General features: G+C 68.9%; 12 protein-coding genes. 8 read left to right on the top strand and 4 right to left on the bottom strand.

Going from position 1 to position 15380, the window contains the following annotated elements:
• Positions 1 to 448: 448 nt before the first annotated feature.
• The 4 genes from QN357_RS12120 to QN357_RS12105 are packed head-to-tail and all read left to right on the top strand — an operon-like array spanning position 449 to position 3623.
• The gene (locus tag QN357_RS12120) at positions 449 to 1276 is read left to right on the top strand and encodes an amino acid ABC transporter substrate-binding protein (protein ID WP_134559550.1); all 828 of its coding nucleotides are present in this window, start codon (positions 449 to 451) and stop codon (positions 1274 to 1276) included.
• A gap of 7 nt (positions 1277 to 1283) precedes the next feature.
• Entirely contained in the window at positions 1284 to 1952 is a 669-nt protein-coding gene (locus tag QN357_RS12115; RefSeq protein WP_134445903.1) for an amino acid ABC transporter permease, read from the top strand.
• A complete protein-coding gene (locus QN357_RS12110; protein ID WP_134561501.1) occupies positions 1939 to 2832 on the top strand; it encodes an amino acid ABC transporter ATP-binding protein in 894 nt (297 codons plus the stop codon). Before QN357_RS12115 ends, QN357_RS12110 begins: the two co-directional genes overlap by 14 nt.
• Before the next feature lie 53 nt (positions 2833 to 2885).
• Positions 2886 to 3623, top strand: coding sequence for a Pr6Pr family membrane protein (locus QN357_RS12105; RefSeq protein ID WP_323504941.1), 738 nt, complete (start codon positions 2886 to 2888; stop codon positions 3621 to 3623).
• On the opposite strand, the gene QN357_RS12100 is transcribed toward QN357_RS12105, so the two are convergent.
• From QN357_RS12100 to QN357_RS12085, 4 genes are all read right to left on the bottom strand, one after another.
• Complete coding sequence (locus QN357_RS12100; protein WP_323504940.1) at positions 3529 to 3897, bottom strand: DUF2834 domain-containing protein; 369 nt, start codon at positions 3895 to 3897, stop codon at positions 3529 to 3531. The genes QN357_RS12105 and QN357_RS12100 overlap by 95 nt on opposite strands.
• 139 nt (positions 3898 to 4036) lie before the next feature.
• Complete coding sequence (locus QN357_RS12095; RefSeq protein ID WP_323504939.1) at positions 4037 to 5431, bottom strand: S1C family serine protease; 1395 nt, start codon at positions 5429 to 5431, stop codon at positions 4037 to 4039.
• A gap of 200 nt (positions 5432 to 5631) precedes the next feature.
• Complete coding sequence (locus QN357_RS12090) at positions 5632 to 8649, bottom strand: AAA family ATPase (RefSeq protein WP_323504938.1); 3018 nt, start codon at positions 8647 to 8649, stop codon at positions 5632 to 5634.
• 25 nt (positions 8650 to 8674) lie between these two features.
• Positions 8675 to 9868 carry an exonuclease SbcCD subunit D gene (locus tag QN357_RS12085; RefSeq protein ID WP_134559560.1) on the bottom strand — a complete coding sequence of 398 codons (1194 nt, stop codon included), beginning with the start codon at positions 9866 to 9868 and terminating at the stop codon, positions 8675 to 8677.
• Positions 9869 to 10046: 178 nt separating this feature from the next.
• Between QN357_RS12085 and QN357_RS12080 the strand changes: the two genes are divergently transcribed.
• From QN357_RS12080 to QN357_RS12065, 4 genes are all read left to right on the top strand, one after another.
• On the top strand, positions 10047 to 10835 hold the full coding sequence (locus QN357_RS12080) for a DeoR/GlpR family DNA-binding transcription regulator (protein ID WP_323504937.1): 789 nt from the start codon (positions 10047 to 10049) through the stop codon (positions 10833 to 10835).
• Entirely contained in the window at positions 10832 to 11800 is a 969-nt protein-coding gene (locus tag QN357_RS12075) for a 1-phosphofructokinase family hexose kinase (RefSeq protein WP_134445911.1), read from the top strand. The genes QN357_RS12080 and QN357_RS12075 overlap by 4 nt, the downstream gene beginning before the upstream one ends.
• Positions 11797 to 13788, top strand: coding sequence for a fructose-specific PTS transporter subunit EIIC (locus QN357_RS12070; RefSeq protein WP_323504936.1), 1992 nt, complete (start codon positions 11797 to 11799; stop codon positions 13786 to 13788). The genes QN357_RS12075 and QN357_RS12070 overlap by 4 nt, the downstream gene beginning before the upstream one ends.
• A 119-nt stretch (positions 13789 to 13907) precedes the next feature.
• A partial coding sequence (locus QN357_RS12065; RefSeq protein ID WP_323504935.1) for a phosphoenolpyruvate--protein phosphotransferase occupies positions 13908 to 15380 on the top strand: 1473 nt, incomplete at its 3' end.

Below are 15380 nucleotides of genomic sequence, written 5' to 3'. Positions count from 1 at the left end.
GCCGTCGGCCGTGAGCAGCGCGAGGTCCACGGCCGCGGCCGTCCGCTCGGACCACTCGAAGTCACCGCCGGACGCGAGGGCATCCCCGGCGGCGAGCCCCAGCAAAACAGCGCCGGACCGATCATGCTGTTCGGGTGTGAGCACGGCGACCTCCGTGGCAGGAGCAACGACATCGAATGCGCGCAGCATACGTCCCGGCGGCACGGCCGACAAGGCGGCAGCCCCCTCCCGTGGCGCGCATTCGCGATGGCCAAGAACGACCGGCGCGGGCGTCATCGTGCGTCACGGGAATAGTCGGGGAAGCCTGCACCTTGTTATTCTTCGGAAGTCCCCGGTGAACACACCCGGCCCGGAGACTCCCTCGCGTGAAGGACCGCCACCCTGGTCTTTCACCTTCCGAAGCGTCAAACCGGCGGTTCGATTCCCTGCATTCGCGTTAGGCATTCCCATGAAGCTCACGTTCCGCTCCGCGCTCGTCGCGGGAGCCATCGTCACCCTCGCAGCACTGTCCCTCACCGCGTGCGCCACCGGCGGCACGGCCGGAAGCACGAGCGGCGCAACGACCGCCGACGATTCCCTCACCAAGGTGCAGAAGGCGGGAACACTCACGGTCGGGACAGAGGGAACATACCGCCCGTTCTCGTTCCACGAGAACGGCGCCGGAGACATCACCGGATACGACGTCGACGTGGTCAAGGCCGTCGCCGCCAAGCTCGGAGTCACCGCGACCTTCCAGGAGACCCAGTGGGACGGCATCTTCGCCGGGCTCGAGGCCGGCCGGTTCGACGCGATCGCCAACCAGGTCTCGATCACCCCTGAGCGCACCGCCAAGTACACCTTCTCCACCCCGTACACGTACTCGACGGGCGTGATCGTCGTGAAGTCGGACAACACCTCGATCACCTCGTTCGAGAGCCTCTCCGGGAAGACCACCGCCCAGTCGCTCACGAGCAACTGGAACACTCTCGCTACCCAGAGCGGCGCCAACGTGCAGGCCGTCGAGGGCTGGGCGCAGTCCGTCGCCCTCGTCGAGCAGGGCCGGGTCGACGCCACGATCAACGACAACCTGACCTTCCTCGACTACAAGAAGAACAACGACGCTTCGGGGCTCAAGGTCGCCGCGACCACGACCGACAAGTCGGAGAGCGCCCTCGCGTTCGCCGGCGGCAGCACCGCCCTCGCAACCGCCGTCGACACCGCCCTCGCCGATCTTGCCTCGGACGGCACCCTGACCTCGATCTCGGAGAAGTACTTCGGGGCCGACGTCTCGAAGTAACCAGCAGATGACTCAGTCGAACTGGGACCTCGCCCTCAGCGCACTGGGTCCGATCCTGATGGGCGCCATCCAGGGCACGATTCCGCTCGCGCTCGTCTCCTTCGCGCTCGGTCTCGTGCTCGCGCTCGTCCTCGCGCTCATGAGGTTGTCCCGGCAGCGCTGGTTGTCCGCGATCGCCCGGGTGTTCATCTCGATCGTGCGGGGAACGCCGCTGCTCGTGCAGCTCTTCGTTATCTTCTACGGGCTTCCCTCGCTCGGGCTTCTGATCGACCCGTGGCCGAGCGCCGTGATCGCCTTCTCGATCAATGTCGGCGGGTATGCCGCAGAGGTCATCCGCGCCGCGATCCTCTCCGTGCCCCAGGGCCAGTGGGAGGCGGCCTGGATGGTCGGAATGTCCCGCCGCAAGGCACTGACCCGGATCATCCTGCCGCAGGCCGCCCGCGTCTCGGTCCCCCCGCTGTCGAACACGTTCATCAGCCTCGTCAAGGACACCTCCCTCGCCTCGCTGATCCTTGTCACCGAACTCTTCCGGCAGGCCCAGAAGGTCGCGGCGTTCAGCCAGGAATTCATGCTGCTCTACCTCGAGGCCGCGCTCGTGTACTGGGTGATCTGCCTCGTGCTCTCGACCGTGCAGGGCAGGCTCGAAAAGCGATTGGACCGTTATGTCGCCCATTGATACCCCGCTCGACCCGCCGACCGAGCCGCAGCACGGCGAAGGGACAGAGCCCGCGGCATCCGCCGCCCTGCTCACCGTTCGGGGGCTGCGCAAGAGCTTCGGCTCGACCAGCGTGCTCGAGTCCATCGACCTCACCGTCGCCCGGGGCCAGGTGCTCGCCCTGATCGGCCCCTCCGGCTCGGGGAAGACCACCATTCTGCGGTGCCTGAACGGGCTCGAAACCGCGGACGGGGGCACGATCACGATCACCGCCGAGGTCGCAGACGCCACGCAGGTCGCCGCCACGCCCGGGGACCCCTCACTCGCCGGAACCGCGATCACGGTCGACTTCGGCGCCGTCAAGGGCCCGAGCGACAAGAGCCTCGCGGCCCTCCGCGACCGGTCGGCGATGGTGTTCCAGAACTACAACCTGTTCCCGCACAAGACGGTGCTCGAGAACGTGCTCGAGGGTCCTGTCGTCGTGCAGCGCCGCCCGAAGGCGGAGGTCACCGCGGAGGCGCTCGCTCTCCTCGCCCGGGTGGGTCTGGCCGACAAGACGGATGCGTTTCCGTTCGAACTCTCCGGCGGTCAGCAGCAGCGGGTCGGGATCGTGCGGGCGCTCGCACTCCGCCCCCAGCTCCTGCTCTTCGACGAGCCGACGTCCTCGCTCGATCCTGAGTTGGTCGGGGACGTGTTGCGCCTGATCAAGGAACTCGCGATCGAGGGGTGGACCATGGTGATCGTCACCCACGAACTGGAGTTCGCCCGGGAGGTCGCGAGCGAGATCGCCTTCGTCGACGGCGGCACGATCGTCGAACACGGCGACCCCAGGCAGGTGCTCCGGAACCCGCGCGAGGAACGCACCCGGCAGTTCCTGCACCGCCTGCTCAACCCGTTCTGAACGCGCCCGCCCGGTCCGTCGATACCGCCCGTCCGCACCGCTATCGTGATGCCATGGCAACAGCAGCGGTGACCACGCAACGACGCGTCTTCGGGGTCTTCCGCCTCGCGATCGGGACGCTCCTCCTCGCGAGTGTGCTCACTCAAGTCGTCGACCAGGCTGTGCACGACGCCTTCGTGCCGACGGAGTACTTCGGGTATTTCACGGTGCAGTCGAGCCTGGTCAACGCGGTCGTCCTGCTCTGGGGCGGTTCCCTCGCCCTCCGGTTCCGGGCAGACCCGGAGCTTTTCACCCGGATCAGGATGTCGGGGCTCTGCTACGCGATCGTGACCGCGGTCGTCTACAACGCACTGTTACGCAACGTGGTGTCCGACGGTTTCACCGGGATCGCCTGGCCGAACGAGGTCCTGCACGTCTGGGCGCCGATCTTCATCCTGGTCGATTGGCTCCTCGCTCCTGGGCGGCCGGCCCTCGCGTGGAAGGCCCTGGGCTTCGCCCTCCTGTATCCGATCGTGTGGGTCGTCTACGCCGTGATCCGCGGCGCCGTCACCGGGTTCTACACCTACCCGTTCCTCGACCCGACCGGACCCGGCGGGTATGGGAGCGTCGGCGGGTACGTGCTCGGAATCGCCGTCGTCATCGCGGGCCTCGCTGCCGCGGCGATCTCCGTGAGCCGGGCGGGGCATGCGACAGGGGTCACGGCTTCGACAGCTGTTCTGGCGGAAGATCCGGCAGTATCCGTGTCGCCTCCAGCTGACGCTCGCGCATCGCGAGGAACAGCGGAAAGCTGAACGCGAAGGCGAGAACGAACGCGAGGACGACGTAGAGCCAGGCGCGTTTCATGCCGAGCCGGCGGGCTTCGACGATGATCAGGATGCTACCGGCCACGGCTGTCACAAGCAGGTCGACGGTGAGCGATGACACCGAGGGGCCGCTTCCGGTCCAGTCGCCGAGGTAGTCGCGCGCCTGGCTGATCGAGAGGATGTTGTACGTCCAGGTGCCGATCAGGCCGGCAATGCTCAAGCCGAGGTACACGAGGGCGAGCGGGGTCCAGTTCCGGGTCATGCCGACAGTATGCCGCCCCTTCCCGCTCCGTCCCGTCACGTCGACGCGTCCACCCACCTCGCGAGAGCGTAATTTTGGCCCTTAAACCGGCGGTTTAAGGGCCAAAATTACGCTCTCGCGGAGAGGAGACGCGCGCGGGTCAGTCGGCGGGGCCGGCGGTGAGGGTCGCGGATGCGGTGTGGGTTGCCCCGGCGGTGTCCGTCCAGGTGAGGGTGACCGAGTCGCCGGGGTTGTACGCCGTGAGGGTCGAGGTGAGGGCGGCGGCCGAGGTGATCGACGTGCCGTCGACGGCGGTGATGGTGTCGCCCGCGACGATCCCGGCGGTGGCGGCGGCCGAACCGGCGACGACCGCCGTGATCACGGCCGAGTCACCGGTCGTGGCCGTCGATCCGGTGGTGCCGGATGCCGCGCCGAGGCTGCCGCGGTAGCTGCGGCCGTTGACAGAGCCCGTGGCCGTCGAGGTGGCGGCGCCCGAACCGACCGCGACCCCGAGGAACGCCGGGTAGCCGATCGTGACGGTGCTCGTTTCGACGCCGGTGTGGATCAGGGTGACGACCTCGAGGGCCGCGTCGATCGTGATCGCGAAGCCACTGATCGTCGCGGTCCCTGAGGACGCCGCCGTGTCAATGCCGATGACCTCCCCGTCGGCGTCGTAGAGGGGCCCGCCGGAGTCGCCGGACTGGATGTCCGCGTCGACCTGGATCAGGCCGGTCAGGGTTTCGGCGTCCGTGGCATCCTCGCTCGACGCGGTGATGGTCTGGTCGACGCTCGTGACGGTGCCGGCCGCCGCGGTGAGGGTGCTCGTTCCGCCGGCGTTGCCGACCCCGGTGACCGCGTCCCCCGCCGCGACGGTCGAGGTCGTGTCCAGAGTGGCGGGGACCAGCCCGGAGGCATTCTCGAGTTTCAGCACGGCGATGTCCTGCGAGGAGTCCGTACCGACGACATCCGCCACATAGCTCACGCCGGTCGAGACGACCGTCACGCTGATGCTCGTCGCGCCGTCGATGACGTGGTTGTTGGTCAGGATCTCACCGTTCGAGGTGAGCACGATTCCGGTGCCGGCCGCTTCGGCGCTCTGATACTTGAGGACGGTGTCGATGACGACGACGCCGACCGACTGCGCGGCCGTTGCCGCAGTGGTGTCGAGCGCGGTGGCCGTCGTCGCGGATGCGGTGCCGGACCCATAGTTGGAGGGGCCGCCGGGGCGCAGGCCGGAGGTACCGAGGGTCGCCGAGGAACCTGAGGTTCCCGATGATCCGGTTGATCCCGCAACCGAGCCCGAGCTGCTCGTGCCCGACGTCGAGCTGTTCGAGGAGGAGGCCGCGGCGACGACCTGGGCGACGGCCATCGAGGAGAAGTACAGGCCGGCGCCCGTCGTCGCAGTGACGAGGGCTGCAGCGAGCCCCATCGAGACGATCACTCCGGCACGGAAGCGCGGCCGGTGGAAGGCCGGGTTGACGACGGGTGCGGCCAGGCTGTTGCCCGTGGATTCCGTGCCAGTGGGTTCCGTGCCCGTGGGTTCGGTGCCAGTCATTGTGAGATCCTTTTCCTCCGGGTGACGGCCGTACCGTCGCGACTGGTTCCCACCCAAGTCCCGGAAGCTATCGGATTTCTATGAGGCGTCGTGGTGTTGGCCCAGAGGGTCCCGCCCATCGGCTGTGAGCCCCTCCGGGCAGGCCGGGCCGGTCAGACGAGCACAGCGTCAGACGAACACAGGTCCAAACCGGCGCAGCTTCAGACGAGGACTGTGCTGCCGATTTCACTGAAACCCTGATCGGTGACGGTGACCTCGAGCTTCGCCGGAATCTGTTCCTTCATCGAATCCACGTGGCTGATCAGTCCGATGGTGCGGCCACCGGCCCGGAGGCCGTCGAGGGTGCTCATCGCCGTCTCGAGCGTTTCCCTGTCCAGGGAGCCGAAGCCCTCATCGACGAAGAGGGTGTCGAGCGCGATTCCGCCGGCCTGATGCGAGACGACCTCGGCGAGCCCGAGGGCCAGGGCGAGTGAGGCGAGGAAGGTCTCGCCGCCGGAGAGCGACTGGGTCGGGCGGGCCCGTCCGGTGTGCTGGTCGAGGATGGCGAGTCCGAGGCCGGACTGGGTGCCGCGGTACTGCAGGGAATCGTCGTGTTCGAGGGCGTATCGGCCGCCGGTCATGTCCCGCAGGCGACCGTTCGCGGCGAGGATGATCTCCTCGAGTTGCGCGGCGAGCACGTAGGTTTCGAGTTTCATCCGTTTGGTGTTCGGTTCCTCGCCGTGAACGACCGCGGCGAGCTCCCGCACCTGGGCCTGGGTGACGAGCAGGGTCGCGGAGGTGGCGGCAAGCGCACGGGCCTCGGCGACCACGACGGCCAGTTCCTCCTGCCGGATCGCGAGGGTCCCGTGCTCGGTGAACGCCTCGTCCCTGGCCGTGGCCGCAGCGGCCCTGGCGTCCCTGGCCGGGTCCAGATCGAGCGCGACATCGGGAAGGTCGGCGAGCTCCGGTTCGGCCAGCACGGCGCGCACCGCGGCGAGCTGGTCGTCGTGGGCACGGATGCCGGTCTCCCGCGTCGCGATCTCGGCCGGCGTGAGTCGTGCGGTGACGACCTCCGTTGCTTCCACGAAGCCTTCCGCGGTGAGCCGGTCGGCCACGGCCGCGGAGGCGGCATCGAGGGCACGATCCCGTTCGCCGCTGAGGGCGCGGGCCGTCTCGAAGGCGCGCGCCGCCTCGAGCTCTGTGCGCAGGCTCTCGGCCCGTTCGGTGACGGAGGTGTAGCCCGCCAGTTGCCGATTCACCCGTTCCTCGATCGCGATGCGGCGGCCGCGGATTTCGGTGAGCCGGGTCGCGGCATCGTCCCTGCCGTAGTGGACCCCGGCGAGGGTCTCCCGCGCGTGGTCGAGCTCGGTGCGCAGCCGCAGCCGCTCGGCACCGAGCTCCGTTTCCCGTGCCGCGGCGGTGCGGGCAGTCTCGAGTGCGGTGAGCGCGGCCGCGCGCGAGGCCGTGCGGTCGGCACCTGTTCCCGGGCCGGCGGAAGCACGGGCGGCGGCAGCGCGCGCGCCCAGGCTGAGGACCTCACCGTTGCTGCGCTCGAGGTGATCCTGGGCGCGGTTCATTCCGGCGAGGGCGGCCTCGATGTCGCCCTCGGTGACCGGCTCACCGGACGCCTCCGCGGGGTGAGGATGCAGCGTGGAACCGCACACCCCGCACGGTTCGCCGGAAACGAGCCGGCCGGCGAGCTCGCCGGCGTGATCGGCCAGCCGCTTGGCGACGAGGTCTCGGTAGCGTCCGGCGGCGTCGGCGTTCTCGGTGGCGGCGGCCGCGTGCCGGCTGCGTGCCCTGTCGAGGTCCGCCTCGAGCGCGGCAGCCTCTGCGGCTGCGGCTTCCGCGGCGACCGCGCGGGCGAGCGCGGCGACGGCTTCCGGTTCGCGGGCGGAGTCGCGAGCGAGCGCGGCGAGGTCCCGGTCGAGGTCGTCGAGCAGGGCGGGCGCTGCGTCGATCCGCGCCTGCAGCCCGTCGAGCGTGGCCTGGATCTCGGCGAGCCCGGCCTCGGCGGACCCGGACTCCACATCGAGGGCCGGCAGTTCTTCCTCGGCCGCGAGGACATCGTTCAGGGACCCGAGCTGTTCGAGGAGCAGGTCGATGGTGGCGGAGAGTGGGACGGCATCCTGATCGTCGTCGCCGTCCTGGTCGACCTCGTCGGAACCGTTGACCGTGATCCAGTTCTCCCGCGCAGCCACCTCCGCCCGCGCCGCGTCGAGGGCAGCGGCGAGCGCAGCGGACTCTGCTTCGATCTGGGGCCATACCCGGGCAGCGCGGTGCGCGGCCGCGAGGTCGTCACGGTCGGCGTCGACAACGGAGCTGCGCTCGTCGAGCACGGCCAGGGTGGCCGTTGCGGCGTCCCTGCGGTCCTGGCGGGCCCGCATCTCTTCCTGGGCCCGAAGCCCGGCCGTCGCGTCGACCAGTGCGGCATCCGCACGGGCAGCCGCGGCGACGGCGACGGCGAGTGCCTGCTCGAGTTCGGCGGTGGCCGCCTCGAACCAGGCCAGGTCTGGTGCTGCGGTGCCGGGCTCGGTGCCTGCTGGCACGTGCCGGGCGGCGGATGCCGCGAGAGTCTCGAGCCGCACGCGCACGCCGGTGAGTTCATCGTCGAGGGCCTTGCGACGCGTGATGAGTTCTGTCTCCAGACTCTGGAACCTGCTGGTGCCGAAGAGGGTGCGCAGGACCTCGCGACGATCGTCGGTCTTGGCGAGCAGGAACCTTTGGAACCGGTTCTGTGCGAGCAGGATCACCTGCAGGAACTGGTCCTGTTTGAGCGGCAGGATGCGGGAGAGTTCGTTCCCGACATCGACGGGGCGTGCGGCGAGACCCCGCCAGCCGTCGACTGCATCGGCAGCGGCGTCGACCGCGGCGGCGTCGCGGATCTCGAGCCGGGCATCCGGTGCGGACACGGTCGTGCCGATGCCCCGCTTTTTGGCCTTGAGGTACCTGGGAGTGCGGAAGATGCGATAGTCGTTCCCGTTCAGGCCGAATTCGAGCTCGACGAAGGTGGGATCACCGGGTTCGCAATGGTCGCTGCGCAACTGCGATTCCGTGCCCTCATAGCGCGGAACACTTCCATAGAGGGCGAAACAGACCGCGTCGAGGATGCTGGACTTGCCCGCGCCGGTCTTGCCCGTGATCAGGAAGATACCGTCGTCGTCGAAGCGCTCGAAGTCGACGACCTGCTCGTTCTTGAACGGGCCGAACCCGGCGAGCCGCAGGCGCTTGATCTTCACGTCGTACTCCTCGTGTTCCTGATGCTCACTGGGTGACTTCTTTCAGTTCCCCGGCCGCGAGCAGTTCGGCGACGAGGTCTCGCTCGAACTCCGTCTGCCCGACACCGTTGCGCACGAAGCTCAGGAAGCCGGCGACGATGTCGGGATCGGTCTGCCGGTTGATCCGTTCGGCGTAGCTCTCGCTGCCGGTATCCACGACGACGGCCGGCCGGTGTTCGAGCGTGACACAGTGCGGGAAACGTTTCTGGAGCGCCCGCATGCCGTCGAGGGGCCTGACCTGGTCGGTCAGCACGGCCGAGACCCAGTCCCCTTCGAATGCTGCGAACCTGTCGGCGGTGAGGAGATCCTCGAGCTCGCCGGTGAGCACACTGAGCCGCCGGGGAACCGGGAGGGCGACCCACTCGATCTCGAGCTCGGCGCCCTTCCCCGAACGGTCGGGGCCGAGGTCGACCTGCCAGGCGCCGCGGGGCTTTGCGGCCTCGGCGAACGAGTAGTGCAGGGGTGCGCCGGAGTAGCGCACCCGGTCTTCGAGCCTGGCTCGCCCGTGAATGTGCCCGAGTGCGACGTAGTCCGGGCCCTCGAACACGCTGACCGGCACGAGGTCGAGCCCGCCGGCGGTGATGTCCCGCTCGACGTCGCTCGCCTCCTGCGTGGCCGCGACGCCGGCCGCGAAGCAATGCGCCAGCACGACGGAGCGACCGCCGCGGACCGCGAGGTCCGACCGGATCTGGTCCATGACGAAGGTGAGCACCTGCTCGTGGGTCTTGAGCGTTCGTTCCGGGTGCGTCTGATTGGCATAGAGGTGGCGGACCAGGGCCGGTTCGAGGAAGGGGATGCCGTAGAAGTGCACGGGTCCGTGCTCGTCGGTGAGAGTGACCGGCGTGGCGACCTGTTCCGGCCGGGTGATCACATGGATGCCCGCCAGGCCGGCCCACTCGGACTGGAACCCGAGCCGGGTGGCCGAGTCGTGGTTGCCGCTCGTCATGATGACCTGCGCGCCGGCGTTCCGAATCTCGCGGAGGGCCGTCGCGAGGAGGGTGTAGCTGTCCGCTGAGGGCATCGCCGAGTCGAACACGTCGCCGGCGACGACGACCACGTCGATCGAACGATCGCGGACAACGTCGACGAGCGCGTCGAGCACGATCCGGAGGTGTTCGAGGGTCGAGTGCGTGTGGAACGTGCGCCCGATGTGCCAGTCCGACGTGTGCAGGATCCTCATGGTCGTCACGCTACCGTCCAGCACCGACACGGGCCGATCGGCCCGCCCACAGCATCCATCTTTGTTCTTCTGTGTTTTCCTTGACAAACAAAAAGAAACACAGATATCGTGTAGTCAATCCTGATCGAAGCGATCGGGCCGCGCAGTGGCGGGGGTCACTCAAAGACGAGGAGGTATCATGTTTGCGGAAGAACGGCAGGCGCTGATCGCCGAACTCGTCACCGAAGCCAGCCGGGTCACCGTCAATGAACTCGCAACCCGCTTCGACATCACCCCGGAAACAGTGCGCCGCGACCTCGATACGCTCGAAGGCTCCCGGCAGTTGCGTCGAGTCCATGGCGGGGCCGTCGCCCTCGACCGCCTCAGCCTCTCGGAGCCGAGCCTGGCCGAACGGCAGACCCAGCGACACGACGAGAAGGAACGCATCGCCGCTGCCGCGTTCGCCATGATCCCGACCAGCCAGTCCGGGTCGATCATCCTCGACGCCGGCACCACCACCGAGCTCCTCGCCGACCGTCTCGCCGACTGGACATCCGCCGGACCCGACGACCAGCTCCTCGTCATCACGAACGCCGTTCCGATCGCATACAAGCTTGCCGGCAACGAGGAAATCCAGCTCCACCTCCTCGGCGGTCGCGTCCGTGGCCTGACCCGCGCGGTCGTCGGCCAGAGCACGATCGCGCAGCTCGAGGGGCTCCGCCCCGATATCGCGTTCATCGGCGCCAACGGCGTGCATGCCATCTTCGGCCTGAGCACCCCCGACCTCGTCGAATCGTCCGTGAAGACCGCCATCGTCCGATCGGCACGGCTCGTCGTCGCGCTCGCCGATTCCACCAAGCTCGACGAAGAGACCCTGGTGCGGTTCGCCGCCCTCGGGGACATCGACGTGCTCATCACGGACGCACCCCCATCACCGGAACTTTCCGCGGCCCTGGCCGCGGCTGACGTAGAGGTCGTGATCGCGTGATCATCACGCTTACCCCGAATCCGAGCCTGGACCGCACGATCTCGCTCGACGGCATCCTCGCCCGCGGCGAGGTGCAGCGCGCCGTGGCGAGCCACGTGGAGCCGGGGGGCAAGGGCGTCAACATCTGCCGCGCCCTTGAGGCCTCCGGCGTGGAGAGCCTCGCGATCCTGCCCGGCGACGCCCTCGATCCCGTGCTCATCGCGCTCTCCGATGCGGGCATCCCGCACCTCGGCATGCCGATCGGCGCAAGCATCCGCAGCAATGTCGCGATCACGGAGCCGGACGGCACCACGACCAAGGTCAACGTGCCCGGCCCGGTGCTGACCCCCGCTCAACAGACCGAACTCATCGATCTCGTGCTCGACCGGGCGGATGGAGCAGGCTGGGTCGTGCTCGCAGGCTCGCTTCCCCCGGGAGCTCCCGTCGATTTCTACGCCGACATCATCCGCCGGCTGCGCGCCCGCTACGGCTCCGCGGCGCCGAAGGTCGCCGTCGACTCGTCCGGCGCCCCCTTCGCCGCTGCCGTGAGCGCCGGCCCAGACCTGATCAAGCCGAACGGTGAGGAACTCGCCGAACTCACCGGGATCCCGGACGCCGAAGCCCTCGAGGGCAATCCGTCACTGGTCGCAGCGGCATCCGCTCGCCTCGTGGCCGGCGGCGTCGGCGCGGTCCTCGCCACGCTCGGCGCCCAGGGTGCCGTGTTGACGACCAGGGACGGATCCTGGCTCGCCCAGACGCCGCCCATGGTCGCCGTGAGCACCGTCGGCGCCGGCGACTCGTCGCTGGCCGGCTTCCTGCTGAGCGACCTGGCCGGCGGCAGCGCCCCCGATGCGCTCCGCCAGGCAGCAGCCCACGGGGCCGCAGCCGCATCTTTGCCCGGATCAACCGTTCCGGCACTGAACCAAACAAAGCCCAGCGACGTCACCGTGACGCAGCTGACCCATCCAAAGGAGGATGTCCAGTGAGTGCACTGATCACCCCGGAGCTCGTCGCTCTGGATAAGAACCTCGGAGCCGCTCCCTCGAGCGTCATCCGGCGACTCGCCGAGCTCGTTGTCGGCGCAGGCCGGGCCACCGAGATCGAGAGCCTGTACGCGGATGCCCTCGCCCGCGAAGCGAAGACGGCAACCGGCATCCCCGGTGGCCTGGCCATCCCGCATTGCCGCTCCGCAGCCGTTACCGAGCCGACCCTCGCGCTCGCCCGCCTGTCGACCCCGGTCGACTTCGGCGCAGGAGACGGCCCCGCCGACCTGGTCTTCCTGATCGCCGCGCCGGCAGGCGCGGACCAGGAACACCTTAAGATCCTGGCGAAGCTCTCCCGTTCGCTGATGAAGCCCGCGTTCACGGCCGCCCTGCGCGCCGCCACGACGCCCGCAGAGATCGTCGAGCTCGTCACCAACGTCGTCTCCCCCGTTCCCGTCGCTGTCGGCGGCGGCACTGCAGCCCCCGCGGCATCCGTCCGCACCGGGGTCAAGCGCCTCGTCGCCGTCACGGCCTGCCCCACCGGTATCGCGCACACCTACATGGCCGCTGAGGCCCTCTCGGCCGCGGCGGAAGCCGCCGGCGTCGAGATGCAGGTCGAGACGCAGGGCTCCGCCGGCCTCACCATGCTCGACCCCGCGGTCATCGCAGCGGCCGACGCGGTGATCTTCGCGGTCGACGTCGACGTGCGCGGCCGCGAGCGCTTCGCGGGCAAGCCCGTCATCCAGGTTCCGGTCAAGCGCGGCATCGACGAGCCGGCCAAGCTCATCGCGGACGCCATCGCGGCCTCGGAGAACCCGAACGCCCGCCGCGTCGGCGGAACCGCAGGAGCGGCGGAGGTCGACGAGAAGAACGAGCACTTCGGCCAGAAGGTCAAGCGCGCGCTCCTCACCGGTGTCAGCTACATGATTCCGTTCGTGGCAGGCGGAGGCCTGCTCATCGCACTCGGCTTCCTCCTCGGTGGCTATGAGATCACCAAGATCGCCGACGTCGTCACCCTGCAGAACAGCCTCTTCAACCTGCCCGACGGCGGCCTCGCGATCTATCTCGGCGCGGTCTTCTTCAAGATCGGCGCCCTGTCGATGGGCTTCCTGGTCCCGGCGCTCTCCGGCTACATCGCCTATGCGATCGCCGACCGCCCCGGAATCGCCCCCGGGTTCGTCGCGGGCGCCGTCGCAGGCTTCATGGGTGCCGGCTTCCTCGGCGGCATCGCCGGCGGCTTGCTCGCCGGTGTCGCAGCGGCCAGCTTCGCGCGGCTCAACGTTCCGCGCTGGCTCCGCAGCCTGATGCCCGTCGTGATCATCCCGCTCGTCGCGTCGATCGTCGCCTCCGGGTTGATGTTCCTCGTGCTCGGTGGTCCGATCGCGTGGCTCACCGCCGCACTGAACACCTGGCTCACGGGTATGAGCGACGCAGCGGCGATCGTCCTCGGACTGATCCTCGGACTGATGATGGGCTTCGACCTCGGTGGCCCGGTCAACAAGGTTGCATACGCCTTCGCCGTCGCCGGCCTCGGCACCGCGACCGTGGCCAACCAGGCTCCGTGGCAGATCATGGCCGCCGTGATGGCCGCCGGAATGGTTCCGCCGCTCGCGATGGCCCTGGCCACCGTGCTCGACAAGAGGCTGTTCAGCCCGATCGAACGTGAGAACGGCAAGGCGGCCTGGCTGCTCGGTGCGTCCTTCATCTCCGAAGGTGCCATTCCCTTCGCCGCGGCAGACCCGCTGCGCGTGATTCCGGCGAGCATGCTCGGTGCCGGTGTCACGGGCGCCCTGTCGATGGCCTGGGGTGTCACGAGCAAGGCCCCGCACGGCGGCATCTTCGTCTTCTTCGCGATCGACAGCTTCGCGCTGTTCGCCCTGGCCATCGCGATCGGCACCGTCGTCGCAGGCCTGGTCGTCATCGCCCTGAAGCGGTACACCACGAAGAAGGTCGTTTCCGGAGTGGAAGCCCCGGTTCTCGTCACCGCCTGAACAACCAGTAGTACCATCACCGCATGAAAACGCGGCGGCCGATACGTGATCCGTACCGGCCGCCGCGTAACATCGTTACCGTGGGCAACCAATTCCCACGCAAGAATAGAGGTTAAACCGTGCAGCAGAACTTCTCCGGCGTGGGCGTCAGTCCCGGGCGGATCATCGGATCGATTCGGCAGATGCCCAAACCGGTCAGTGAACCCCCGGCCGGAGAACGATTGGCCGCGTCCCTCTCAGCGGATGCCGCCGCCGAATTGCTGCGTGCCTCTGCCAAGACCGTGCAGGTCGAGTTACAGAACCGGGCAGCGGGAGCGACCGGCGCGAGCAAGGCCGTCCTCGAGGCCACCGCGCTGATGGCGACGGACCCGATGCTGATCAAGGCGGCCATCAAGCTGATCAAGACCGGCCTGTCCGCCGAGCGGTCGATCTGGGAGTCCGGCGCCTCCGTCGCCGAGATGCTGATCAACCTCGGCGGGTACATGGCCGAGCGGGCAACGGACGTCCTCGACGTGCGCGCCCGTATCGTCGCAGAGCTCCGCGGTGTTCCCGCGCCGGGCATCCCCCTCGCCGACGCACCGTTCATCCTCGTCGCAGAGGACCTCGCCCCCGCTGACACCGCGACCCTGGACCCGGAGAAGATCCTCGCCCTCGTCACCTCCGGCGGCGGACCGCAGTCCCACACCGCGATCATCGCCCGCGCCCTCGGCCTCCCGGCCGTCGTCGCAGCCCCCGGCGTCGACGCCCTCGAAGACGGCATCGAGGTGTACGTTGACGGCGCGGCCGGCCTCCTCTCCCTCGAGCCCGGCGCCGAGGAAATCGCCGCCGTGGAAGCCTGGAAGACCGCCGCAGCGATCCTCGCCGTCTTCGATGGCAACGGTCGCACCGCGGACGGCCACCTCGTCCCCTTGCTCGCCAACGTCGGCGGAGCAAAGGACGCCGTCAAGGCTGCCGAAGCCGGCGCCCAGGGCGTCGGACTGCTCCGCACCGAGTTCTGCTTCCTCGAGCGCGAGACCGAGCCCACGATCGAAGAACAGGTCATCGCCTACCGCGGTGTGTTCGACGCGTTCCCCGGCCAGAAGGTCGTCGTACGCACCCTCGACGCCGGCGCCGACAAGCCGCTGCCGTTCCTGACCGACACGAGCGAGCCCAACCCCTCGCTCGGCGTGCGCGGATACCGCACCGACCTGACCACCCCTGGGGTGCTGGCCCGCCAGCTCACCGCGATCGCCCAGGCCGCCGAAGGTTCCTCGACCAGCGTCTGGGTCATGGCCCCGATGATCGCGACGCCGGAGGAAGCCGCGGAGTTCGCTGCGATGTGCGCCACCGCAGGGCTCAAGATCCCCGGCGTCATGGTCGAGGTCCCCTCCGCCGCGCTCCTCGCGGACCGGATCCTCGGTGAAGTCGACTTCGTCAGCCTCGGCACGAACGACCTCACCCAGTACACGATGGCCGCCGACCGCCAGCTCGGCACTCTCGCCGCGCTGAACTCCCCGTGGCAGCCTGCCGTGCTCAAGCTCATCGGACTGACCGTCGAAGGCTCGATCGCCGAAGGCAACAACAAGCCCGTCGGCGTCAGCGGCGCCGCCCCC

The sequence above is a fragment of the Cryobacterium sp. RTC2.1 genome, from assembly GCF_035018685.1.
In the GTDB taxonomy this organism is placed as follows: domain Bacteria; phylum Actinomycetota; class Actinomycetes; order Actinomycetales; family Microbacteriaceae; genus Cryobacterium; species Cryobacterium glucosi.
This window is presented reverse-complemented; position numbering and strand designations above follow the sequence as displayed.